Annotated in this window: 22 protein-coding genes; 16 read left to right on the top strand and 6 right to left on the bottom strand. The window is 71.8% G+C overall.

Features of this window, described 5'->3' with window-relative positions:
- Nucleotides 1-16: 16 nt before the first annotated feature.
- Nucleotides 17-727: a L,D-transpeptidase family protein gene (locus EOT10_RS13825; RefSeq protein ID WP_127828464.1), complete on the bottom strand. Its 711-nt coding sequence runs from the start codon at nt 725-727 to the stop codon at nt 17-19.
- Nucleotides 728-730: 3 nt separating this feature from the next.
- Complete coding sequence (locus EOT10_RS13830) at nt 731-1,318, bottom strand: pyridoxamine 5'-phosphate oxidase family protein (RefSeq protein ID WP_127828465.1); 588 nt, start codon at nt 1,316-1,318, stop codon at nt 731-733.
- 246 nt (nt 1,319-1,564) lie between these two features.
- On the opposite strand from EOT10_RS13830, the gene argH reads away from it, so the two are divergent.
- From argH to EOT10_RS13845, 3 genes are all read left to right on the top strand, one after another.
- A complete protein-coding gene (argH, locus tag EOT10_RS13835) occupies nt 1,565-2,992 on the top strand; it encodes an argininosuccinate lyase (RefSeq protein WP_127828466.1) in 1,428 nt (475 codons plus the stop codon).
- Nucleotides 2,993-3,154: 162 nt separating this feature from the next.
- Complete coding sequence (locus tag EOT10_RS13840; protein WP_223280964.1) at nt 3,155-3,706, top strand: TetR/AcrR family transcriptional regulator; 552 nt, start codon at nt 3,155-3,157, stop codon at nt 3,704-3,706.
- Nucleotides 3,703-5,253 carry an MFS transporter gene (locus EOT10_RS13845; protein WP_127828468.1) on the top strand — a complete coding sequence of 517 codons (1,551 nt, stop codon included), beginning with the start codon at nt 3,703-3,705 and terminating at the stop codon, nt 5,251-5,253. Before EOT10_RS13840 ends, EOT10_RS13845 begins: the two co-directional genes overlap by 4 nt.
- A 144-nt stretch (nt 5,254-5,397) precedes the next feature.
- Here the strand turns inward: EOT10_RS13845 and EOT10_RS13850 are convergent, their stop codons facing one another.
- Nucleotides 5,398-6,027, bottom strand: a complete 630-nt coding sequence (locus EOT10_RS13850) for a lysophospholipid acyltransferase family protein (RefSeq protein WP_127828614.1) — start codon at nt 6,025-6,027, stop codon at nt 5,398-5,400.
- 327 nt (nt 6,028-6,354) lie between these two features.
- On the opposite strand from EOT10_RS13850, the gene EOT10_RS13855 reads away from it, so the two are divergent.
- From EOT10_RS13855 to EOT10_RS13865, 3 genes are all read left to right on the top strand, one after another.
- Nucleotides 6,355-7,536: a glycerophosphodiester phosphodiesterase gene (locus EOT10_RS13855; protein WP_127828469.1), complete on the top strand. Its 1,182-nt coding sequence runs from the start codon at nt 6,355-6,357 to the stop codon at nt 7,534-7,536.
- 91 nt (nt 7,537-7,627) lie between these two features.
- Complete coding sequence (locus EOT10_RS13860; RefSeq protein WP_127828615.1) at nt 7,628-8,158, top strand: sigma-70 family RNA polymerase sigma factor; 531 nt, start codon at nt 7,628-7,630, stop codon at nt 8,156-8,158.
- A gap of 37 nt (nt 8,159-8,195) precedes the next feature.
- Complete coding sequence (locus tag EOT10_RS13865; RefSeq protein WP_127828470.1) at nt 8,196-8,699, top strand: GNAT family N-acetyltransferase; 504 nt, start codon at nt 8,196-8,198, stop codon at nt 8,697-8,699.
- On the opposite strand, the gene EOT10_RS13870 is transcribed toward EOT10_RS13865, so the two are convergent.
- Entirely contained in the window at nt 8,689-9,126 is a 438-nt protein-coding gene (locus tag EOT10_RS13870; RefSeq protein WP_223280965.1) for a hypothetical protein, read from the bottom strand. The genes EOT10_RS13865 and EOT10_RS13870 overlap by 11 nt on opposite strands.
- A 1-nt stretch (nt 9,127) precedes the next feature.
- A complete protein-coding gene (locus EOT10_RS13875; RefSeq protein WP_127828471.1) occupies nt 9,128-9,487 on the bottom strand; it encodes a hypothetical protein in 360 nt (119 codons plus the stop codon).
- Between the two features lie 540 nt (nt 9,488-10,027).
- On the opposite strand from EOT10_RS13875, the gene EOT10_RS13880 reads away from it, so the two are divergent.
- The 8 genes from EOT10_RS13880 to EOT10_RS13915 all read left to right on the top strand — a co-directional run bounded on the left by EOT10_RS13880 (nt 10,028) and on the right by EOT10_RS13915 (nt 21,391).
- The gene (locus tag EOT10_RS13880; RefSeq protein WP_127828472.1) at nt 10,028-11,074 is read left to right on the top strand and encodes a methionine ABC transporter ATP-binding protein; all 1,047 of its coding nucleotides are present in this window, start codon (nt 10,028-10,030) and stop codon (nt 11,072-11,074) included.
- Nucleotides 11,071-11,829: a methionine ABC transporter permease gene (locus EOT10_RS13885; protein WP_223280966.1), complete on the top strand. Its 759-nt coding sequence runs from the start codon at nt 11,071-11,073 to the stop codon at nt 11,827-11,829. The genes EOT10_RS13880 and EOT10_RS13885 overlap by 4 nt, the downstream gene beginning before the upstream one ends.
- 58 nt (nt 11,830-11,887) lie before the next feature.
- Entirely contained in the window at nt 11,888-12,718 is an 831-nt protein-coding gene (locus tag EOT10_RS13890; protein WP_127828473.1) for a MetQ/NlpA family ABC transporter substrate-binding protein, read from the top strand.
- Nucleotides 12,719-12,880: 162 nt separating this feature from the next.
- Entirely contained in the window at nt 12,881-13,528 is a 648-nt protein-coding gene (locus EOT10_RS13895; RefSeq protein WP_127828474.1) for a GNAT family N-acetyltransferase, read from the top strand.
- A gap of 89 nt (nt 13,529-13,617) precedes the next feature.
- A complete protein-coding gene (gene cbiE / locus EOT10_RS13900; protein WP_127828475.1) occupies nt 13,618-14,829 on the top strand; it encodes a precorrin-6y C5,15-methyltransferase (decarboxylating) subunit CbiE in 1,212 nt (403 codons plus the stop codon).
- A gap of 355 nt (nt 14,830-15,184) precedes the next feature.
- Nucleotides 15,185-19,054, top strand: a complete 3,870-nt coding sequence (cobT, locus tag EOT10_RS13905; RefSeq protein WP_127828476.1) for a nicotinate-nucleotide--dimethylbenzimidazole phosphoribosyltransferase — start codon at nt 15,185-15,187, stop codon at nt 19,052-19,054.
- A 183-nt stretch (nt 19,055-19,237) separates the two neighbouring features.
- The gene (gene cobA / locus EOT10_RS13910) at nt 19,238-20,473 is read left to right on the top strand and encodes a uroporphyrinogen-III C-methyltransferase (protein ID WP_127828477.1); all 1,236 of its coding nucleotides are present in this window, start codon (nt 19,238-19,240) and stop codon (nt 20,471-20,473) included.
- Between the two features lie 90 nt (nt 20,474-20,563).
- The gene (locus EOT10_RS13915; RefSeq protein WP_127828478.1) at nt 20,564-21,391 is read left to right on the top strand and encodes a TrmH family RNA methyltransferase; all 828 of its coding nucleotides are present in this window, start codon (nt 20,564-20,566) and stop codon (nt 21,389-21,391) included.
- Nucleotides 21,392-21,409: 18 nt separating this feature from the next.
- On the opposite strand, the gene EOT10_RS13920 is transcribed toward EOT10_RS13915, so the two are convergent.
- Nucleotides 21,410-22,678 carry a serine/threonine-protein kinase gene (locus EOT10_RS13920; RefSeq protein ID WP_189491563.1) on the bottom strand — a complete coding sequence of 423 codons (1,269 nt, stop codon included), beginning with the start codon at nt 22,676-22,678 and terminating at the stop codon, nt 21,410-21,412.
- Between the two features lie 196 nt (nt 22,679-22,874).
- Here EOT10_RS13920 and EOT10_RS13925 point away from each other — a divergent pair, with 196 nt between their 5' ends.
- Together EOT10_RS13925 and EOT10_RS13930 are read left to right on the top strand one after the other, a co-directional pair.
- Nucleotides 22,875-23,150 (top strand): DUF8836 family protein, encoded by a 276-nt coding sequence (locus EOT10_RS13925; protein WP_127828480.1) that lies wholly within the window; start codon nt 22,875-22,877, stop codon nt 23,148-23,150.
- A 208-nt stretch (nt 23,151-23,358) separates the two neighbouring features.
- The gene (locus tag EOT10_RS13930; protein WP_127828481.1) at nt 23,359-23,565 is read left to right on the top strand and encodes a hypothetical protein; all 207 of its coding nucleotides are present in this window, start codon (nt 23,359-23,361) and stop codon (nt 23,563-23,565) included.
- The last annotated feature ends 153 nt before the right edge of the window (nt 23,566-23,718 follow it).

Raw genomic sequence — 23,718 nt, forward strand, 5'->3', positions numbered from 1 at the left:
CAGTAGCGGGATCGCCTCAGTAGCGGGTGATCGCCGTCGCGCCCGAGTCCGTGCCGATCGCGAGGTGCGGCCGGCGCTCCGGCTCCGCCCAGCGCAGGATGCGCCGCATCGCGCCGGCCGGGACGGACACACAACCGGCGGTCGCCCCGCGCCCGTTCACGTGCAGGAAGATCCCCGCCCCGCGCCCGCGCACCGGCCGGTCGTAGTTGTAGCCGACGACGAACGCGTGGGCGTACTGGGCCGCGTACGACACCAGGTGCTCCGACTCGGCGGCGCGGCAGTCGGCCGGACGCGGCTCGGTCCAGCGGTTGTAGGACCGCGAGTCGTTGTCCTGGCACCACCAGGAGTCCTCGTGCACGGGCCGGTACGGGGTGGCCGTGCCGGCAGGTGCGGGCCGGGTCCCGAAGGCGTACGGCAGGCCGTACAGACCCGTGGGCGTGGTGTACGTGCCCTGCTTGCGTGTGGCGCCCTCGGTGAGGCCCTTCGCGCCGAACCGCGCCGCCGCCGAACCCGCCGCGACCCATCGGCCGCCGCGCCGGTCCCACCAGGTGACGGTGCCGGTGGTGGAGCCGGTGCCGGCGGCCTGCGCGGTGACGAGTTGGGTGCCGCCGCCGGTGTCGGCCATCCGCGCGGGCAGCGGGGCGGGACCGCCGGACGGCGCCGCGCCCAGGAGCGGCAGGGCGGTCAACGCGGAGACGCAGGCGACGGTGACGGATCGTGAGCGCATGTGTCAGACGGTAGTGGGCGGCAGCGGGAGCGGCAGCCCGGGAAGCCCGTCGATGCTGTGCGCGATGTGGTCCTTCTTCTCGAAGTACGCGCTCAGGGAGGCGTCGTCCTCGCGCGCGAACCGCTTCGCGTGCAGGTCGCGGTCCTCGTCGTACGACATGAAGGGCACCGCGTATCCGCAGGTGTCGCGGATGAGGTCGGCGGTCACGACGATGATCGCGCGCAGGCCGTGGCGGGTCGGGTCGATGTCGGGGAAGTGTTCGAGCAGTTCCCCGAACCGTGGGTCGTCACGGAAGACGGGTTCTCCGCTGCCGTGCACCCGGACGATGTTCGGAGGGCCCTGGAAGGCGCACCACATGAGGGTGATGCGGCCGTTCTCGCGCAGGTGCGCGATGGTCTCGGCGTTGCTGCCAGCGAAGTCGAGGTAGGCGACGGTCCGCTCGTCGACGACCGCGAAGGAGCCCGTGAGGCCCTTGGGGGAGAGGTTGATCGTGCCGTCCTCGGAGAGGGGCGCGGTCGCGGTGAAGAACATCGGCTGTTCCTCGATGAAGGTACGGAGCCTGCCGTCTATGCGTTCGTAGGTCTTTCCCATGGTTCTGGATTATCGACGCCAAGTCGTTCGCCTGTCTAAGAATTTCGGGGGCAGGGGTGTCGCGTGCGGGTTCGAGGCGGATTGACGAATCATGCAGTCGAATGCATACTCATGCACAACGCGGGGAGGGCCGGTGTCGTCCCCGCGGATCACGGCGAAGCGCGACCTCGCCGGACACCCGTTACGGGACAGGGCGCGACGGGGAAGAGAAACCCCGCCCGCCCCACGCACATCTAGGAGCAAACCGTGAGCAGCAACACCGGCGATGTCCGCCTCTGGGGCGGCCGGTTCGCCGCCGGCCCCGCCGAGGCCCTGGCGAAACTCTCCGCCTCGGTCCACTTCGACTGGCGCCTCGCCCCGTACGACATCGCCGGCTCCCGCGCCCACGCGCGCGTGCTGCACAAGGCGGGCCTGCTCACCGAGGACGAGCTGACCCGCATGCTCGCGGGCCTCGACCAGCTCGAAGCCGACGTGGCGGACGGCTCGTTCGTCGGGACCATCGCCGACGAGGACGTCCACACGGCCCTCGAACGCGGCCTCCTGGAGCGCCTCGGCCCCGACCTCGGCGGCAAGCTGCGCGCCGGCCGGTCCCGTAACGACCAGGTCGCCACGCTCTTCCGGATGTACCTGCGCGACCACGCGCGCGTCATCGGCGGTCTCGTCGCCGACCTCCAGGAGGCGCTCGTCGGCCTCGCGGAGGCACACGCCGATGTCGCCATGCCCGGCCGCACGCACCTCCAGCACGCCCAGCCGGTCCTGTTCGCGCACCACGTCCTGGCTCATGTGCAGTCCCTGTCCCGGGACGCCGAGCGGCTGCGGCAGTGGGACACCCGCACGGCGGTCTCGCCGTACGGCTCCGGCGCCCTGGCCGGTTCGTCGCTCGGCCTCGACCCGGAGGCCGTCGCCAAGGACCTCGGCTTCGAGCACGGCTCCGCCGCCAACTCGATCGACGGCACCGCCTCGCGGGACTTCGTCGCGGAGTTCGCCTTCATCACGGCGATGATCGGCGTGAACCTCTCCCGGATCGCCGAGGAGATCATCATCTGGAACACGAAGGAGTTCTCCTTCGTCACCCTCCACGACGCCTTCTCCACCGGCTCGTCGATCATGCCGCAGAAGAAGAACCCGGACATCGCCGAGCTCGCCCGCGGCAAGTCCGGCCGCCTGATCGGCAACCTGACCGGCCTCATGGCCACGCTCAAGGCCCTCCCGCTCGCGTACAACCGCGACCTCCAGGAGGACAAGGAGCCGGTCTTCGACTCCTGCGACCAGCTCGAGGTCCTGCTGCCCGCGTTCACCGGCATGATGGCCACGCTCACGGTCAACCGGGAGCGGATGGAGGAGCTCGCCCCGGCCGGCTTCTCGCTCGCCACGGACATCGCCGAATGGCTCGTCAAGCAGGGCGTGCCGTTCCGGGTCGCGCACGAGGTCGCCGGCGAGTGCGTCAAGGAGTGCGAGCAGCACGGCATCGAGCTCGACCAGCTGACCGACGACCAGTTCGCGAAGATCTCCGAACACCTCACGCCCGAGGTGCGGACGGTCCTGAACGTCCCCGGCGCGCTCGCCTCGCGCAACGGCCGCGGTGGCACCGCTCCCTCCGCCGTCGCGGTACAGCTCGCCGAGGTGAAGAACGACCTCGCCGTGCAGCGTGCGTGGGCGGACGCCAAGTCGTGATCTGACCTGTCTTTCGTGTGGCCCGGCCCTTCAGGGGGCCGGGCCACACTGCGTTGTCGGCACCGACAACCCCACCCCTCTTTGAGACACTCATGAGACGCCCCATGGGACACCCATGCCCTCAATGAGACAAAGATGTCTCACATGGGCTATCCTCGTCTCATGTCAGTCGACCGAGAACAGGTGCTGCGCAGCGCCGCCGCCCTGCTCACGCGTAAGTCCACCGCCACGATGGACGAGGTGGCCCGGGCCGCCGGGCTCAGCCGTGCCACGCTGCACCGGCACTTCGCGGGCCGGGACGCGCTCGTCAGGGCCCTGGAGGAACTGGGGATCCAGGAGTGCGAGGCGGCGCTCGACGCCGCCCGGCTCGACGAGGGCAGCGCCGACGACGCCGTACGCAGGCTCGTGAAAGAGATCGAGCCGGCGGCCGGACTCCTCTCGTTCCTCGTCACCGAGAACCAGCTGTTCGAGGGGGACACGCAGCACGAGGGCTGGGCCCGGCTCGACGCCCGTATCGCGGGACTTTTCACGCGCGGACAAGAGCGCGGCGAGTTCCGGATCGACCTGACGCCCGCGTGGCTCACGGAGGCGCTCTACTGCCTGATCGGCGGGGGCGCCTGGGCCGTACAGGACGGCCGCGTGGCCGCGAAGGACTTCCAGCACATGATCGTCGAGCTGTTGCTCGGCGGCGCCAGACGGAGAGTGGAACCATGACCAGCACACACCAGCGCACATTCGCGGCGGAGGTGGAGCCGAGGCCCGGACGAGGACGATGGCTCGCGCTCTCCGTCCTCGTGCTCGCGGTGCTCCTGGTCGCGGTCGACGCGACGGTGCTCGGTCTCGCGACGCCGTACATCAGCGAGGACCTGAAGCCGACCGGCACCCAGCTGCTGTGGATCGGTGACGTCTACTCGTTCGTGATCGCGGGTCTGCTCGTCTCGATGGGCAGCCTCGGTGACCGCATCGGCCGCAAGAAGCTGCTGCTCACCGGCGCCGTCGTGTTCGGTGCCGTCTCGGTGCTCAACGCGTACGCGACGACACCCGAAATGATGATCCTGGCCCGGGCGTTGCTCGGTGTCGCGGGCGCCACCCTGATGCCCTCGACCCTCGCCCTGATCCGGAACATCTTCCACGACCCGCGCGAGCGCTCCCTCGCCGTCGGCATCTGGGGCGCGGCCGCCTCGGCCGGCGCGGCGGTGGGCCCCGTCGTCGGCGGTTTCCTGCTCGAACACTTCTGGTGGGGCTCGGTCTTCCTCATCAACCTGCCGGTGATGGCGGTCCTCGTCCTCGTCGGCATCAAGCTCCTGCCCGAGTCGAAGAATCCGGCGCCGGGCCCGTGGGACCTGATCAGCGTCGTCCTGTCCCTCATCGGCGTGATCGGTGTCGTCTACGCCATCAAGGAAGCCGCGTCGCACGGCTTCGGCGTGGAAGTGGCGGCGGCCGGCGTGCTCGGCATCGCGGCCCTCACCTGGTTCGTCCGCCGTCAGCTCACGCTGCCCTCGCCGCTGCTCGACATGCGCCTGTTCCGCCACCGGGGCTTCTCGGCCGCGGTCCTCGCCGACCTGCTCACCATCCTGGGCCTGTCCGGCCTGGTGTTCTTCCTCTCGCAGTTCCTGCAACTGGTGCAGGGGCGCGGCCCGTTCGAGGCGGGACTCGCCGAACTGCCCGCCGCCATCGGTGCGGTGGCGGCCGGACTCGTCGCCGGCACGGTCGCGCGCCGGTACTCCGTGCGGTCCGTCGTGGCGGGCGGTCTCGCGGCGGTGGGTCTCGCGCTCGCCGCGCTCACGGTGCTCAGCCAGTCGACCGGCTACGCGCTGCTCGGCCCGGTGCTCCTGGTCGTCGGCGTCGGCGCCGGATTCTCGTTCACCGTCACGGCCGACGTGATCCTCTCCAGCGTGCCGAAGGAGCAGGCGGGCGCCGCCTCCGCGGTCTCCGAGACGGCGTACGAACTCGGCGCGGCCCTCGGCATCGCCCTGCTCGGCTCCATCGTCACGGGCGTCTACCGGGACTTCACCGCCCCGGCGGGCACCCCGGCCGAGGTGGCGTCGGCCGCCCACGAGTCCCTGGGCGGCGCGGTCGAGTCGGTCTCGGCGCTGCCTGCGCACACCGCGGGTGAACTCCTCGCGTCGGCGCAGGACGCGTTCGTCGACGGACTGCGGGCCGCGTCGGGTGTCGGCGCGGCGGTGCTCCTCGCGACGGCGCTGGCGGCGTGGTTCCTGCTGCGCGGCCAGAAGCTCGAGGACGGCGTCGAACACCCGTAGGCCAGACGTGTCATACGGAAAAACACGAGGATGGGCCGCACCCGATCGGGTGCGGCCCATCCTCTTAAGTCCACCTGAGCGGACGACGTCCACCTGAGCAGATCAAGTCCGCCTGAGCGGATCAAGTCCGCCTGAGCGGAGCGGTCACGCCGCCTTCGCCTTCGTGGCGTACATGTCCACGTACTCCTGGCCGGACAGGCGCATGACCTCCGCCATCACCGAGTCCGTCACGGCGCGCAGCACGTAGCGGTCGCGGCCCATGCCGTCGTAGCGGGAGAACTCCATCGGCTCGCCGAAGCGGACCGTGACGCGGCCGGGCCGCGGGAGGCCGGAGCCGCCCGGCTGCAGCTTGTCCGTGCCGATCATCGCGAACGGGACGACGGGCGCGCCCGTCATCAGGGTGAGCCGGGCGATGCCGGTGCGGCCGCGGTAGAGCCGGCCGTCGGGGGAGCGGGTGCCCTCGGGGTAGATGCCGAAGACCTTGCCCTCCTCCAGGACGCGACGGCCCGTCATGAGCGCCGCGACGCCGCCGTTCGCGCCGTCCCGGTCGACGGGGATCATGCCGACGCCGGTGAAGAACCACGCCATGACACGGCCCTTGAGGCCCTTGCCGGTGACGTACTCGTCCTTGCCGATGAAGAGCACCTGACGGTCGCAGACGATGGGCAGCACGATCGAGTCGATGAACGTCAGGTGGTTGCCCGCGAGGATGACCGGGCCGGTGCCGGGGATGTTCTCGGCGCCCTCCACCCGGGGGCGGAACATCAGGCGCATGATCGGTGAGAGCGCGGCCTTGATGAACGCGAAACGGGACAACGGGCCCTCCGGGTCAAGGGGTGGCGGCCTGAGCCGCGGCGGATGCGCTGAAGTCTGTGCAGGTGAGGACGATACTCGCGGGTCCCCGCCCGTTGCACATCGGGTTCACGCACTGGATACGCAGTGTTGACCCGGGTTTACGCTCCGTTGGCCGTCAGGCGGCCCGCAGGAGTCACCCCGCATCACCCTTCCGTTCCGTCCGAGGTCTCCCACTCGTCACTCCCGTGCACCTACCATCAGTCCCGCTTTGACAGGTGCAAGGCAGTGAAGTGGGAGGAGTGCTCAATGGGGATCAGGAAGTCTCAGGAGTCCCGGGGGTCACAGCTCGGCCGCCGTTCAGTGCTGGGCGCGGCGATGCTCGGCGCGGGCGGAGCCGTCCTGGGAGCCCCCGGCGCGGCGAGCGCGGACGAGCGCGTCAGTGGCGGGAATCACGGCGGCGGTGGCTACAGAAGCCTGCCCGTGCCCACCGTCATCGCCCACCGCGGCACGAGCGGCTACCGGCCGGAGCACACCTTCGGCTCGTACTCGCTCGCCCTGGACATGGGGGCGGACGTCATCGAGGCGGGCGACCTCGTGCCCACGAAGGACGGTCATCTCGTATGCCGTCACGAGCCGGAGATCGGGGGGACCACCGACGTCTCCGCGCACCCCGAGTTCGCCGGCCGCAAGACCACCAAGAGCCTCGACGGGGTCGCCACCACCGGCTGGTTCACCGAGGACTTCACGCTCGCCGAGCTGAAGACCCTGCGCGCCAAGGAGCGCATCCCGGCCACCCGCCAGCGCAACACCCTCTACGACGGCCGCTGGGAGATCCCCACCTTCGAAGAGGTCCTGAAGTGGCGGGAGCGGGAGAGCGAGGAGCGCGGCAAGGAGGTGTGGATCCACGTCGAGACCAAGCACCCCACCTACTTCCGCAAGCTCGGCCTCGGACTTGAGGAGCGCGTCGCCACGCTGCTGCGCAAGTACGGCGTCGACAAGAAGAACTCGCCGGTCTTCCTCCAGTCCTTCGAGCCGACCAGCATCCAGCGCTTCGACAAGCTGGTGGGCAACCCGCTCGTGGTGCTCCTGTCGTCGGCGAACTCCCGCCCCTACGACTTCGTGGACGCCGGCGACCCGCGCACCGTCGCCGACCTCATCACCCCCAAGGGCCTCGCGGAGATCGCCTCCTACGCCCAGGGCATCGGCCCCACCCTCGACCTCGTCATCCCCAAGGACAAGGACGGCAGGCTCCAGGCGCCCACCACGCTGGTCAAGGACGCGCACGCGGCGGGCCTGATCCTGCACCCGTACACGATGCGCAACGAGAACACCTTCCTGCCCGCGGACTTCAAGAAGGGCACCGACCCGAACGCCTACGGCGACGCGTTCGGCGCCTTCAAGACCTACTTCGCGACCGGCATCGACGGTGTCTTCTCCGACAACTGCGACACGGCCCTCCTCGCCCGCGAGGACTTCCGGCAGGCCTGACCTGCGTCAACACCGCGCACTCCGGCCCTGGTTGGGGTGACGCGCGGCCGTCCCGGCAACCGTTCCCGTGGGCGGCCGCGTCCCGTCCGGCATGACGTACGACCTGGTCATCGACACCCTGCGCCCCCTCGTCATCGCCGAGATCGCCGCCGAGGTCTCGGCCGAGACCCACGCCGGCGCGACCGAACCCCGCGACCTCGAACAGGCCGTCTGGCTGCGCCTCCTGGAACGCCTCGACAAGGACGGCCCGCCCGCCGACCCCGCCGCCTGGGCGAGCGCCACAGTCAGGTCCGAGGCCCGCCGCACCCGCCGCACCGCGCTGCGCGAGACCCCGTACGCCGGCGAGCCCGCCGAAGCCGTCGAACACGGCCCGGAACAGCGGGCGCTGACCGGTGACCGCGACCGCGCGCTGCACGCCGCGGTGCGCAGGCTCCCCGGGCGCTGCCCGCGCGTCGTGGCCGCGTTCCTGTCGCCGCGGGACCTCACCTACCGGGAGATCGCGGGCGAGTTGGGTATCTCACAGGGAAGCCTCGGTCCGGAACGTTCCAGATGTCTGGGATGCCTGCGCAGAATGCTGGCGTCAGAGGTTGCGGCTCCTGAACCCTGGGGAAAGGAGCGATAGACAACCGGCTGGGCAGGTGAGCGGGAGGCATGCACACATGGGCATGAGCGTGACCATCTCTGCGGCGACCGAGCAGGACGCCGAGAAGATCCTCAAACTGCAGTACCTCTGCTACCAGAGCGAGGCCGAGCTCTACGGCGACTACTCCATCGAGCCGCTCACGGAACCCCTCGACTCCGTCAAGGCCGAACTCGCGGGCGGCACGGTCCTGGTGGCCCGGCTCGGGGAGGAGGTCGTGGCCGCGGTCCGCGGGAGCGTGGACGCGGACGGCACCGCCCGGATCGGCAAGCTCGTCGTGCACCCCCGCATGCAGCGTCACGGCCTGGGCGGACGACTGCTCGACGCGGTCGAGGCGAAGCTGGGCGCGGGCGGCGCCGCCAAGCGCTTCCAGCTGTTCACCGGCCACCGCAGCGAGCACAACCTGCGCCTCTACCGCAAGCACGGCTATGTGGCCGTGGGCACGAAGCGCGTCGACGAGAAGCTCACCCTGGTCACGCTCTCCAAGGACGCCGAAGCGGGCGCCTTCGTGGCTAGCGCGTAGCCCTGCGCGCCTTGCCGAGCCAGAACATGGCGGTCACCGGAAGCAGTACCGGGATGAACAGATAGCCCATGCCGTAGTCCGACCAGACCGTGGCGTCCGGGAACGCCGACGGGTCCACCAGCGTCCAGGTCCCCACGGTCAGTACGCCCACGAGCTCGGCGGCGCAGCACACCAGCGCCGCCCTGCGGGCCGTCTCCCCGCCGCGCACGAGCGAGTACGTGATGAAGCCGTAGACGAGGCCCGCGAGCGCCGACAACGAGTAGGCGAGCGGTGCGTGGCCGAAGTCCGTCGAGATCTGGACGGCCGAGCGCGAGACCGCGCCGACCACCATCACGCCGTACAGCCACACCAGGAGCGTGCCCGGGCCGCTGGTCAGCTTCTGCGGCTTGGCGCCGCTTCCGCTCTCGCTCTGTGAGGTCACGGACACCTCAGCCTCCCCAGATGTCGTAGAGCCGCACCTGCAGCACGGCCAGCACGATGCCGCCGGCGGCGGCCGTCACCGAACCCCAGCGGGTGCGTTCCGCGAGCGACATGAAGCCGGCCGCGGGGACGCACGCGAACGCGCCGAGGAGATAGGCCACGAAGATCGTCGTGCCCTGCTCCGGCTTCTCGCCGCGCGCCAGCTGCACGATGCCGACGATCAGCTGGACGGTGGCGAGCAGTGACACCACGGCCATGCCGATGAAGTGCCAGTCCTTGGTCGGCTGGTCGCGGTAGGCGGCGAAGCCGCACCAGGCGCCGAGCGCGAGCGCGGCGACGGCGATCGCGACCGTCAGGGCATCAAGCATGCGCAGACCCTATTACGGCCCAAAAAGTCCGGTGCGCGCGGCCCCGGGCCGGCCCGCCCGCCGTGGCGTTGGCCACACGGTGCCCGGCGCGCGGGCGGGTGCCGTACGAGCGTGTGCCCGTGTCGGTGCTGGCCACGCGGGTCCGGGACGCGGAGCCGGCGGCGGAACGACGGCGTCCACGAATGTCCGCTATTCGGACAGCGGTTCGGGGATCCAGCCTCACTTCTGCTTTACTTTTCGCATGACCACGACGAGCAGCCGCACCCTTGCGACCGAGGCGACGATGACGCCCGGTGCTCGTTGTATGTGTCGAATGTGCGCCTTCTGAGGGCCCCTGTATCGCCTGATCTCCTCGCGCCCCGAAGCGAAAAGCCGCGCCTTGTCCGTGCCTCTCGGTGCGTGACCGGGCCCGCCCCGCGCACAGTCTCCCCAGGTTCCACCGCGACAGCGAGAACCGTGCCGCGCCCAGGCCGATCCCGACCATGAATGCCCGCCGCAGGCGCTCACCCGCGCCGCGCAATCGACAGTGACGGAATCCAAGTGATCACCACCCAGGGCCTCACCAAGGTCTACCGCTCGCGCGGTCGAGAGGTCACCGCCCTCGACGGCGTCGATCTGCACGTACGCGAGGGCGAGGTCTTCGGCGTCATCGGCCAGTCCGGCGCCGGCAAGTCCTCGCTCATCCGCTGCGTCAACCTCCTGGAGCGCCCCACCTCCGGCACGGTGACGGTCGCGGGCCAGGACCTCACCGCCCTCGCAGGCCGCGGCGCCCGCGCCGGCCGGGAACTGCGCGAGGCGCGCAGCCGTATCGGCATGGTCTTCCAGCACTTCAACCTGCTGTCCTCGCGCACCGTCCAGGACAACGTCGAGCTGCCGCTCGAAATCCTCGGCCACTCGGGCCAGGCGCGCTCCCGCAAGGCGCTGGAACTCCTCGACCTCGTCGGTCTCGCCGACAAGGCCAAGTCCTACCCGGCGCAGCTGTCCGGCGGCCAGAAGCAGCGCGTCGGCATCGCCCGCGCGCTGGCCGGCGACCCGAAGGTGCTGCTCTCCGACGAGGCCACCAGCGCCCTCGACCCCGAGACCACCCGCTCCATCCTCGAGCTCCTGCGCGACCTCAACCGGCAGCTCGGCCTGACCGTCCTGCTCATCACGCACGAGATGGACGTCGTCAAGACGGTCTGCGACTCGGCCGCGCTCATGGAGGGCGGGCAGATCGTCGAGTCCGGCACCGTCAGCGAACTCCTCGCGACCCCCGGCTCCGAACTCGCCGCCGCGCTGTTCCCCGTCAGCGGCGACGCGTCCGGCGAGGACCGCACCGTCATCGACGTGACCTTCCACGGCGAGTCCGCGACCCAGCCGGTCATCTCGCAGCTGTCGCGTACGTACAACATCGACATCTCGATCCTGGGCGCCGCGATGGACACCGTCGGCGGCAAGCAGGTCGGCCGGATGCGCATCGAACTGCCCGGCCGCTACGAGGACAACGTCGTGCCGATCGGCTTCCTGCGCGAGCAGGGCCTCCAGGTCGAGATCGTCGAGAACGTGGCCCAGGAGCCCGTACTGCTCAAGGAAGGTGTCACCAAGTGACCTGGTCGGAGATGCAGCCGCTGCTGTCCCAGGCGTGTTGGGACACCCTCTACATGGTCGGCTGGTCCACGCTGATCGCTGTCGTCGTCGGCCTGCCGCTCGGCATCCTGCTGGTCCTCACCGACCGCGGCGGGCTGCTCCACAACGCCGTGCTGAACAAGGTCATCGGACAGGTCGTGAACATCGTCCGGTCGATGCCGTTCATCATCCTGATGGTCGCCCTGATGAGCTTCACGCGCTGGATCGTCGGCACGACGATCGGCCGCGACGCCGCCATCGTGCCGCTCGCCGTCGGCGCCATCCCGTTCTTCGCGCGCCTCGTCGAGACGTCCGTGCGCGAGGTCGACGGCGGCCTCGTCGAGGCCGTGCAGTCGATGGGCGGCAACACCTGGACCGTCGTCCGCAAGGTCCTCGTGCCCGAGTCGCTGCCCTCGCTCATCTCGGCCACCACCACGACGGTCGTCGCCATCATCGGCTACACCGCCATGGCCGGCACGGTCGGCGCGGGCGGCCTCGGTGACCTCGCCATCCGCTACGGCTACCAGCGCTTCGAGTCCCAGATGATGTGGATCATCGTGGCGATCCTCGCCATCGCCATCGCCGTCGTCCAGTTCGCGGGCGACAGCGGAGCCCGCGTCCTGCACCGCCGCGCCGGCAAGGGCGGCGAACCGTTCCGCTTCCGTAAGCGCGCCGCGTTCCTGCCCGGCGGCCCCGTCACCGCGGACGCCACCGCCACCCCCGGCAAGACCGGCTGAACCCCGACTCCCCGTCCCAACCGGCGGGTTGCACCACCCATGGAGAAAGGCACTTTTCGTGCGTAACACCACCAAGATCGCTGCTGCTGTCCTCGCCACCGGCGCCCTCACTCTGGGCCTGAGCGCCTGCGGAGCCGACAAGAGCGACACCAAGGCCAAGGCGTCCGACCCGCTCGTCGTCGCCGCGACCCCCGTCCCGCACGCCGAGATCCTGAACTACATCAAGGATCACCTGGCGAAGAAGGCCGGCCTCAACCTCGAGGTCAAGGAGTTCACGGACTACGTCCAGCCGAACAACGCCACCGAGGACGGTTCGGTCGACGCCAACTACTTCCAGACCGTTCCGTACCTGAACGACTTCAACAAGAAGAACGGCACGCACCTCGCGTCCGTCGCGGTCGTTCACCTGGAGCCGCTCGGCCTCTACTCCAAGAAGTTCAAGAAGCTCGACGAGCTGAAGAAGGGCGGCACCATCGCCCTTCCGAACGACGCGGACAACGAGAGCCGTGCGCTGCGCTTCCTCGCCTCGACCGGTGTCATCGGCCTGAAGAAGGGCTCGGAGGCCACCGCCACCCCGCAGGACATCGCCAAGAACCCGAAGGGCCTCCAGTTCAAGGAGGTCGAGGCGGCGCAGACCCCGCGCTCCCTGCAGGACGTCGACGGCGCGGTGATCAACGGCAACTACGCCATCGGTGCCGGCCTCAAGCCCGCCAAGGACGCCCTCGCCCTCGAGCAGACGAAGGGCAACGCGTACAACAACGTTCTCGCCGTCAAGAAGGGCAACGAGAACGACCCGCGCGTCAAGAAGCTCGCCAAGCTGCTGACGTCGCCCGAGGTGAAGAAGTTCATCGAGGACAAGTACAAGGGCTCCGTCCTGCCCTCGTTCTGACCGCCTGAGCGCCGGCCCGTGACGCCGGCGTGACCGCGATCGACCACGATGCACCGCACGGGGTCCTCTTCCGCACCGGGAGAGGACCCCGTGGTGCAGTTACGTGCCTTCATGCTGCATGCTGGGCACTTCACCAGGCCATGAAGGTTACGGAGCGGCGCCATGACGACGGGTACCCGGGGTTTCCCGGACATCTCCATCAGCACGGAGCGGCTGGTCCTGCGCGCCCTCGAGGACGAAGACGCCCCCGCCCTCGCCGAGATGATGAACGACGAGATGGTCGCCGCGTGGACCTCCGTCCCCCAGCCCTTCACCGAGGACCAGGCCCGCACCTGGATCACCGAGTACGCGCCCACCGAGCGCGTCGCGGGCCGCGGACTCGACCTGGCCGTCACCGAGTTCCTCACCCAGCGCCTCGTCGGCATCGTCCAGCTCGGCAAGACGAACTGGCACGTGCGCTCCACCGAGTTGTCGTACATCATCGCGCCCTGGGCCCGCGGTGAGGGCTACGCGTCCGAGGCCGCCCTCGCCACCGCCCGCTGGCTCTTCCGCGAGGAGGGCATGGAGCGCCTGGAACTGCGGACCGCGGCCGACAACACCGCGTCCCAGCAGGTCGCCCAGAAGATCGGCTGCATCAGCGAGGGCGTCCTGCGGAACGCGTGCATAGCGCGTACGCGTACCGAGGACGGCGGCTGGGAGGAGCTGCGGACCGACTTCATCGTGTGGAGCCTGCTCCCCGAGGACCTCGACGGGGTCAGCGACGAGTTCGCCGAAACCGGTGGATACACCGCCTTCTCCGACTGGAACTGACCCCACGTCCCACGCCGGCACCCGCCGGGTACGCTCACCGAGCCCGTTCGACCCGCGAGAACCCGAGAACCCCCAGGAGACTGACGACGATGGCCGACCGGGTCACGGTGATCGGCTGGGACGGCTCGCCGCTGACCGCGGCGGCACGCTCCGCGCTCGGCGCCGCCACCCTCGTGGCGGGCGCGGCCCACCACCTCGCGCTCCCCGAGGTGCCGGGCCGAGCCGAGCGGATCAGGCTCGGCAGCGTGGCCCTCGCCGCCCGCCGCATCGCCGCCCACCGCGGCACCGCCGTGGTCCTCGCCGACGGCGACCCGGGCTTCTTCGGAGTCGTACGCACCCTGCGCGCACCCGAGTTCGGCCTCGAGGTCGAAGTGGTCCCGGCCGTCTCCTCCGTCGCCCAGGCCTTCGCCCGCGCCGGCATGCCCTGGGACGACGCCCAGGTCGTCGTCGCCCACCGCCGCACCCTGCGCCGCGCCGTCAACGTCTGCCGCGCCCACGCCAAGGTCGCCGTCCTCACCTCACCCGGCGCGGGCCCCGCCGAACTCGGCCTGCTCCTCGAAGGCGTCCACCGCACCTTCGTCATCTGCGAGGAACTCGGCACGGACCGCGAGCAGGTGACCGTCCTGACCAGCGACCGGGCCGCTGACCACACCTGGCGCGACCCGAACGTCGTCATCGTCATCGGCGGCCCCGCCATCGCGCCGGACGACGGCGCCTGGCTCGCCGGCGGCCTCCCCTCGGCCGGCCCGCGCGGCTGGGCCCTGCCCGCCGCCGAGTACGGCGGCGGCCTCGGCGAGGGTGAGACCGAACCGCTGCGCGCCGCCCAACTCGCCCGCACCGGGCCCCGCGTGGGCGACCTCGTGTGGGACATCGGCTGCGGCGGCGGCGCGTTCACCACGGAGGCCGCCCGGTTCGGCGCCGCCGTCATCGCCGTCGACCAGGACCCCGACGCCTGCGCCCGCACCCTCGCCACCGCCCGCCGCTTCGGAGTTCAGCCGCAGATCGTGCACGGCACGGCCCCGCACATCCTCGAAGACCTGCCCGAACCCGATGTCGTACGCGTCGGGGGCGGGGGAGTGGCGGTCGTGTCCGCCGTCGCGGACCGGCGGCCCCGGCGCATCGTGACGCACGCCGCGACACGCGACGCCGCCGAACTCATCGGCAGGGACCTGACGGAGCACGGCTACGAGGTCGAGTGCTCGCTCCTCCAGTCCGTCGAGCTGGACACTCGCGCCTGGACCGAGAAGAAGCGGACCGTGGGGTTCCTGCTCTCCGGCCAGCTGCCCGACCGCAACCCGTGACCCTGTCGCTCCAGGGCGCGCGGTAGGCTGGCCGATCGTTGTACTGCACCCGGACGGTCGGCTTTCCGTCGGTCAATGTCCGGAAAACGCGCCACTTTTGGGGTACGTGTGGTACGGCAGGACCGGAGGGCACGCAACGTGGCGTAGTCCACAGCGGGCCGTGCCCGATCCAGGTGCGGTGGCAGCCGGCCGACCGGGACAATACCTGTTGTCCTCAGCCGGTTCGTGCCGCACGGCACTCACGCTCGTTCTTCATGACGGGCGGTCGGTGCGCCGCGCCGGTCACTGGGGTCGCATCCCCGGCCGACGGCCGGGGGCTGCCGAAGAAGCACTAACCGATGGGCGAGGGGTACGCATGACCGACACCGGCCAGGTTCCGGGCGAGGGGCTGCCGGAGAACGCAGGCACGGTGGAACAGCCGGGCGTCCCCGCCCCGGGTGCGTACACCTACCTCGACCCCTCCGAACCCCCCGCCGAAGACGACGATCTGCTGCTCATGCCGGGCTCGCAGGGCGCCTGGGGCGAGCCGCAGGCCGCCCCGATGCCCGCCCCGCACGAGCCGGGCCCGCACGAGACGGCGGGCCGCGACAGCGGGCAGGTCGACCTGAACGGCGTCCGTGTGCCGGGGGCCTCGCCCGCCCCGCACCCCGGCCCCGCGCGTCGTCCGCTGCACATGGGTCCGCCGGTGCCGGACGGCACGGGCAGCCCGGTGCGTTCGCTCGCCGACCGCGGCCCCGCGCACACCCCGCCGCACCCGGTGCCGGTCCGTCAGGCGGGCCCGCCCACCACGGGACCCGAGTACCTGGACATCCCGCGCGACGAGACGGGCGCCCCGGCGCAGCAGCTCGGTGAGATCCCGCCGCAGGGCGGCGCTCCCTGGGGCGCGCAGCCGCCGCAGCAGACGTACGAGGCTCCCGCCGAGGCGCAGGTCCCGGCGCAGGCCGGAGCGGCCGCCGCAGCAGAAACGGTCGTCCCGGACGCCACTCCCGTCACACCCGCCGCGCCGACCCAGCAGACCGTCGGTGACGCCGCCGTGTTCGCCCAGGTGCCGCAGGAGGCGCAGCACGCGCAGGCCGCGCAGCATGCACAGGCCCCGCTGCCGCCGCTCGGCGCCGACGCCCAGGTCGCCGCCCAGGAGTTCGCCGTCCCGGCCGGGGTGCCGGTGTACGCCGGGGAGCTCGACGGGGGGCTGTTCGCCGAGGACCAGGCCGCTGTGGCCGGGTACGCGGGGGACTACTCCTCGGCTCCGAACGGTGTGCAGTTCGCGCCGGTCGCCCAGGTGCAGGACCCGGAGGGCGCCCAGTTCGCGGCGCAGCAGGCGGCGGGCGCGTACGCCGGACCCCAGCAGGCGGCCGTGCACCCGGGCGAGCTGCCCGTCGACCCGCATTCCGGACAGTTCGCCGTCGCGCCCGAGGCGGCGCAGGGTCAGCACTTCCCGCAGGCCCCCGACGGTGCGTTGGACCAGCAGGCGCAGCCGCTCGGCCAGTTCGTGCCCGTGGAGGGGACGATCCCCACCACTCCGCACCTGGCGCCGACGCCGCCGCAGCACATGGTCGTACCGCCGCTGCCCGAGCCCGAGCCCGCGGCCGAGGCACCCGAATCACCCGACGCGGACCAGGTCCCCCGAGCGCAAGAAGCACACGAAGTCCACGTGGTTACCGAGACAGCACAGAACCCCGAAGCGCCCGCCGTCAACGACGCGGCACAGGTGACGAACGCGGCGCAGGTGACGAACCAGGTGCAGGCGCAGGAGCAGGCACAGCCTGCGGCGCCGGTGGCGGACGAAGCGCATGTCGCGGCCGAGCCGCATGTGGCGCCCGAAGCCCCCGAGACGCCGGAGGCCGCTGAGGCGAATGCGGTGAACGAGGCAGCCGAGGCCCCCGTGGCACCGGTCGACGCCGCCGAGCTCGCCCCGGAGCCCGCTCAGGCTGCCGAGACTCCTCAGGCCCCCGAGACCGCTCAGGCACCTCAGACGCCCGAGGCCGCTCAGGCTCCTCAGGCCCCCGAGACCTCCGAGTCCCCTGAGGCCCCCGAGACCTCCGAGTCCCCTGAGGCCGCCGAGGCACCCGTGACCCCCGAGCTTCCTGAAGCCGCCGAGCACGAGCCCGGGCCCGAGCCGACGGCCACCGCCGCCGAGCCCGTGGCCGCCGCCCCCGAGGCGACGGCCCCCGACACCACCGGGACCAAGGACACCACCGGGACCCCCGACAACACCGGGACCCCCGACAACACCGGGACCCCCGGGACCACCGAGACCCCCGCCGCCCCCGACGCACCGCAGGCCCCCGTGGCCGAAGAAGCCGTCGCCGAGGGCGAGCCGGAGATCCTCGTCCCCGCGCCCCGCGACTCCGCCCCGGCCGAGCAGGCCGCCGACGCGGACCCGGCTCAGGACCTCGCCCAGGACCCGGCCCAGAACGTCGCCCAGGACCCGGCCCAGGACCCGGCCCAGGACGACGCCCCGGCCGAGACCGCACCCGACGACGCCCCCGCAGGCCCCGCTGCCCCCGGCTACGACGACGCCGAGCGCGAGGCCGTCCTGCGCGTCATGCGCGAACGCCGCGACATCCGTAACGGCTTCCGCAGCGACCCGATCCCGCACGAGGTGCTGCTGCGCGTCCTGGAGGCCGCCCACACGGCGCCGTCCGTCGGACACTCGCAGCCCTGGGACTTCGTCGTCATCCGCTCCGCCGACACCCGGCGCACGATGCACGAACTGGCGATGCGTCAGAAGGACGCGTACGCCAAGTCCCTGCCCAAGGGCCGCGCGAAGCAGTTCAAGGAACTGAAGATCGAGGCCATCCTCGACACCCCGGTGAACATCGTCGTCACCGCCGACCCGACGCGCGGCGGCCGCCACACCCTCGGCCGCCACACGCAGCCGCAGATGGCCCCGTACTCCTCCGCGCTCGCGGTCGAGAACCTGTGGCTCGCGGCCCGCGCCGAGGGCCTCGGCGTCGGCTGGGTCAGCTTCTTCGACGAGCGCGAGATGGTCCGCGCCCTCGGCCTGCCCGACCACCTCGAGGTCGTCGCCTACCTCTGCGTGGGCTACGTCGACGAGTTCCCGGCCGAGCCCGAGCTGATGCAGGCCGGCTGGTCCAAGCGCCGCCCCCTGTCCTGGGTCGTCCACGAGGAGACGTACGGCCGCCGTGCCCTGCCCGGCGAGGACCCGCACGACCTGCTCGCCGAGACCGTCTCCAACATCCGCCCGCTGGACGCGAAGGCGCTCGGCGAGGCGTGGGAGCGGCAGAAGCGGATGACCAAGCCGGCCGGCGCGCTCGGCATGCTGGAGATCATCTCGGCCCAGCTCTCCGGTCTGTCCCGGATGTGCCCGCCGCCGATCCCGGAGCCCGCGGCCGTCGCGATCTTCGCGGGCGACCACGGCGTGCACGCCCAGGGCGTCACCCCGTGGCCGCAGGAGGTCACGGCCCAGATGGTCGCCAACTTCCTGGGCGGCGGCGCGGTCTGCAACGCGTTCGCGAACCAGGTCGGCGCCGAGGTCTGCGTCATCGACGTGGGCGTCGCCGGCGAACTCCCGGCGACCCCGGGCCTGCTGCCCCGCAAGGTCCGCGCCGGCACATCCGACATGACCACGGGACCCGCCCTCAGCCGCGAGGACGTCAAGGCGGCCGTCGAGGTCGGCATCGAGACGGCCCGCGACCTGGTCGCCGCCGGCAACAAGGCGCTCCTCACCGGTGAGATGGGCATCGCCAACACCACGGCGTCGGCCGCCCTGATCTCCGTCTACACGGGCGTCGACCCGTCCGAGGTGACCGGCCGCGGCACGGGCATCAACGACGAGACCCACGCCCGCAAGGTCGAGGTCGTCCGCCGCGCCCTCGAACTGCACCAGCCGGACCCGGCCGACCCGATCGGCGTCCTCGCTGCGGTCGGCGGCCTGGAGCACGCGGCCCTGGTCGGCCTTCTGCTCGGCGGCGCGTCGCTGCGCACCCCGGTGATCCTGGACGGCGTCAGCGCGGGAGCGGCCGCCCTGGTCGCGCGCGCCATCGCGCCCGAGGTCCTCGCGGCCTGCATCGCCGGTCACCGCAGCGCGGAGCCCGGCCACGTGGCGGCCCTGAACAAGCTGGGCCTGCGCCCGCTGATCGACCTGGACCTGCGCCTCGGCGAGGGGACGGGCGCCCTGCTCGCCCTGCCGATCGTCCAGAGCGCGGCCCGCGCGATGCACGAGGTGGCGACGTTCGACTCCGCGGGCGTCACGGAGAAGTAGCCCCGGACGGAGAAGCAGCCCGCCATTCGGGACGGGGCGGGCACGGCGACGACAGCGCCGTGCCCGCCCCGTAGTCTGACCCTCACACATAACCGCACGTCAAAGGCCCGCTCCAGCGCCGAAGCGAGCCCCCGTACAGGCATCACCCGTCACACGCGCCACCCGCACGAGGAGCCGCACGCCATGGCCGCAGAACACCCCGCGTACCCCGTAGGCCTCCGTCTCACCGGCCGCCGCGTAGTCGTGCTCGGCGGCGGCCAGGTCGCCCAGCGACGCCTGCCGGCCCTCATCGCCGCGGGCGCCGACATCCACCTGATCTCGCCCACCGCCACCCCCTCGGTGGAGGCCATGGCGGACGGCGGCGAACTCACCTGGACGAAGCGCCCGTACGCGGACGGCGACCTGGCCGACGCCTGGTACGCCCTCATCGCCACCGGCGACCACACCGCGAACGAGGCGGCGTCCGCGGAGGCCGAGCGCCACCGCGTCTGGTGCGTGCGCTCCGACGACGCCGACGCGGCCACCGCCTGGACCCCGGCCACCGGCCGCTCCGAAGGCGTCACGGTCGCCGTCCTGACCACCTCCGCGGCCGGCCGCGACCCCCGCCACACGGCGGCCGTGCGGGACGCGATCGTGGAGGGCCTGCGCGACGGCACGCTCGTCGCCCCGCACCACCGCACCCGCGCCACCGGGGTGTCCCTGGTCGGCGGCGGACCCGGCGACCCCGACCTGATCACCGTCCGCGGCCGCCGCCTCCTCGCCGAGGCCGACGTCGTCATCGCGGACCGCCTCGGCCCCCGCGACCTCCTCGATGAACTCCCGCCGCACGTCGAGGTGATCGACGCGGCGAAGATCCCGTACGGCCGCTTCATGGCCCAGGAGGCCATCAACAACGCCCTCATCGAGCACGCCAAGCAGGGCAAGGCCGTCGTACGCCTCAAGGGCGGCGACCCGTACGTCTTCGGGCGCGGCATGGAGGAGGCCATCGCCCTGGAGGCCGAGGGCGTCCCGTACACGGTCGTCCCCGGCATCTCCAGCTCGATCTCCGTGCCCGGCGCGGCCGGTATCCCGGTCACCCACCGCGGCGTCGCCCATGAGTTCACCGTGGTCAGCGGTCATGTCGCGCCTGACGACGAGCGTTCGCTGGTCGACTGGCCGGCGCTCGCCAAGCTGCGCGGCACCCTCGTCGTCCTGATGGGCGTCGACAAGATCGGCAGGATCGCCGAGACCCTGATCGCGCACGGCAGGTCCGCCGGGACGCCGGTCGCGCTGATCCAGGAGGGCACCACGGCCGCCCAGCGCCGCGTGGACGCGACCCTGGAGACGGTCGAGGAAGCCGTCCGTACCCACGAGGTGCGCCCGCCAGCCGTCATCGTCATCGGTGACGTGGTCACGGTGGGCCCCCGGCCCGCCGCGTGACCAGCCGCGAAACCCCCACACGTAACCAGCGGTAACAGAAGTGGCCTCCGAGCCGTTGGCACCGCACCCAGGACAAGGCAGTATCAACCTGTGGCTGAACCTCAAGGTCTCATCACCATCGAAGACCCCGACGACCCGCGCCTGCGCGACTACATCGGCCTGACCGACGTAGAGCTCCGCCGCCGGCGCGAGCCCGCCGAGGGCCTGTTCATCGCCGAGGGCGAGAAGGTGATCAGACGGGCGAAACAGGCCGGGTACGAGATGCGCTCCATGCTGCTCTCCGCCAAGTGGGTCGACGTCATGCGGGACGTCATCGACGAGGTCCCGGCCCCGGTCTACGCCGTGAGCCCCGACCTCGCCGAGCAGGTCACCGGCTACCACGTGCACCGCGGCGCCCTCGCCTCCATGCAGCGCAAGCCGCTCCCCACCGCCGGCGAACTCCTCGCGACCACGCGCCGCGTCGTCGTCATGGAGGCGGTGAACGACCACACGAACATCGGCGCCATCTTCCGCAGCGCGGCCGCCCTCGGCATGGACGCCGTCCTGCTCTCCCCGGACTGCGCCGACCCGCTCTACCGCCGCTCGGTGAAGGTCTCCATGGGCGCGGTCTTCTCCGTGCCGTACGCGCGCCTCGAATCCTGGCCCAAGTCCCTGGAGTCGGTGCGCGAGGCGGGCTTCAACCTGCTGGCCCTCACCCCCGACGAGAAGGCGAAGAGCCTCGACGAGGTGGCCCCGCACACGATGGACCGCGTGGCCCTGATGCTCGGAGCCGAGGGCGACGGCCTCTCCACCCAGGCCCTCGTCGCGGCCGACGAATGGGTCCGCATCCCCATGGCCCACGGCGTCGACTCGCTCAACGTGGGAGCGGCGGCCGCGGTCTCGTTCTACGCGGTGGCCACCGGGCGACCGCGCTCCTGAGGTCCTGACCCCGCAGCCTCAGAGGTAGGGGCGGGGCAGGGTCTCCTGCGAGGCGTGCACACCGTCGCGCGGCGCGCCGAGCCCGCGCGACGGCCCCTGGCAGCCCTGCGCCGCCGCGATCCCGAGCGCCACCAGCAGCGTCACCACGACGAACACGAAGAGCCGCTGGCGCAGCAGCCGCGGATTGGCGGGCCGCCGCTTCCCGGTGCCCGTCGTGCGCGGGCCCTGCCGCCCGCCGTTGCTGCGGGGCGCCGGTCGCGTACCCGAACGCGTCGTGTTCCGGGGCGCCCCCGGCCGTGTGCTGCCGGCGGTCCGCGTGGAACCGTTGCTCGGCCGCGGCGGGGGAGTGCCGTGCGGGGCCCGGCGCTGGGTGCGCTGCTCCGCGTACTGCTCGGCGAGCCGTCCCGTGGGCCGGTCCGGGTCCCCGCGCGGGGCGGGCGGCCGGGCGTCGCCGAGGCCCTGCGCCTCGCGGGCCGCGATCTCCTTGAGCCGCAGCGACAGCTGGAGCGTGCTGGGCCGCTCCTCGGGGTCCTTGGCGAGACAGGCCCGGATCAGCGGGGACAGCGCGTCCGGCACGCCGTGCAGCTGGGCCTCCTCGTGCACGACCCGGTACAGCATCACCTCGGAACTGCCGTGCCCGAACGGCGAGTCGGCCATCGCCGCGTACGCGAGCGTGGCCCCGAGCGCGAAGACGTCCGTCGCCGGTGTGACGGCCGCACCCCGCACCTGCTCGGGCGCGAGGAACCCGGGGGAGCCGACGGCCGTCCCGACGTGGGTGAGCGTGGAGGCGCCGGTCGCCCAGGCGATGCCGAAGTCGATGATGCGCGGGCCCTTGGGCGACAGCAGGATGTTCGACGGCTTGAGGTCCCGGTGCACGACCCCCGCTTCGTGCACCGCGACGAGCCCCTCGGAGAGCGCCGCGCCGACCGCGGCCACGTCGGAGGCGGCCAGCGGCCCCTCCTCGGCGACCTTGTCGTGCAGCGAGGGCCCGGGCACGTACTGGGTGGCGAACCACGGCTTGTCGGTGTCGAGATCGGCCGCGACGAGCCGGGCCGTGCAGCCGCCCCTGATCCTGCGGGCCGCGGCGACCTCGCGCGCGAAGCGCGACCGGAACTCCTGGTCCTCGGCCAGATCGGGCCGGATCACCTTCAGGGCGACCCGCTGGCCACGGCGGTCGGAGCCCAGATAGACGACACCCATCCCGCCCGCGCCGAGCCGCCGGTGAATTCTGAACGAGCCGACGACACGCGGGTCCTCGCGCCTCAGGCGCATCATCGCCATGTCCATCCCCGCTGCCCGGTCCGTTTGACGAGCCACAGCTTACGTTTACGCGGCCGGGTGCGCGCATAGGCCGCGCCCTCGCGCTCCGATCGATTGTCAGTGCCCGGTGGGAGAATTGAAGAGTGGTCAGGGGGACGGGGAGCGGGGCGGCCCCGGCCTCTCGTGATCACCAACCATCCGTCGTAGAAGGGGGATTGGTCCTGTGAAGGGTGACCGAGTGGAGATAGTCGTGGACGCGGGGGACACGACGCGTACGTACGAGGTGGTGGCGAGCCGGGCGGGGCGCCGGGTCGAGACGGCGGTCCGCAGGGGCGTGGTGGAAGTGAGCGAAGTCACCCGCTCCGGATCCGTGGTGCGCACGGCCCGGTTCATGGCGACACGGGTGCTCGCCCTGGTAGAGCAGCCGGTGCCCAGGGAGGAGCCCTCGGAGGCGGCGGCCCGCGCCGCGCGTCCCCTCGGGGATGACCCCGAGTCCTAGGGCCCGGCCTAGGTCCTCGTCTCCACCCAGGGGAGTAGTCCACGGGCCGGCGCTCATCCTCCGGGAGGCCCGCCAATCGGTACGAGGGCATGACGCCCGTGGCTCCTGACGCGCCTAGATTTGAGGTCAAGCGGCGGGTGCAGCACTCGTCCCCCGAGGTCAGGCACTCGCCGCTGCCAAACCGAAGATCGTGACCGGGAGAGGAACCATGGCGTACACGGCACCGCGGACGATGGTCCGCACGCAGGGACGCAAGGCGTTCGCCGCGTTCGGCGGCCGCCGTCCCGAGCGCCGTCACCCGCTGGTGGCGGCGGCCATGGTTCTTCCCCTGGCGGCCCTGCTCGTAGTCGTCTTCGGCGGCTGGGAGGCAGTGGTCACACAAGCGTCGTCCGTGGGCGTGATGCTGGGGCGCTGAGCGGCGCCCCAGGCCCGGGAGAGCGGTCCGGGCGGGGACATCCGGCCATGAAACCCCGTGGGGACGGGGGTGCGGCGGACGGCACACGATGGCCGCGCAGCTGGGGAGCTGCGCGGCCATCACTCTGTCCGCGTGTCCGTGGCTCTGCCCGCG

The organism is Streptomyces antnestii (assembly GCF_004005495.1).
Lineage (GTDB): Bacteria > Actinomycetota > Actinomycetes > Streptomycetales > Streptomycetaceae > Streptomyces > Streptomyces antnestii.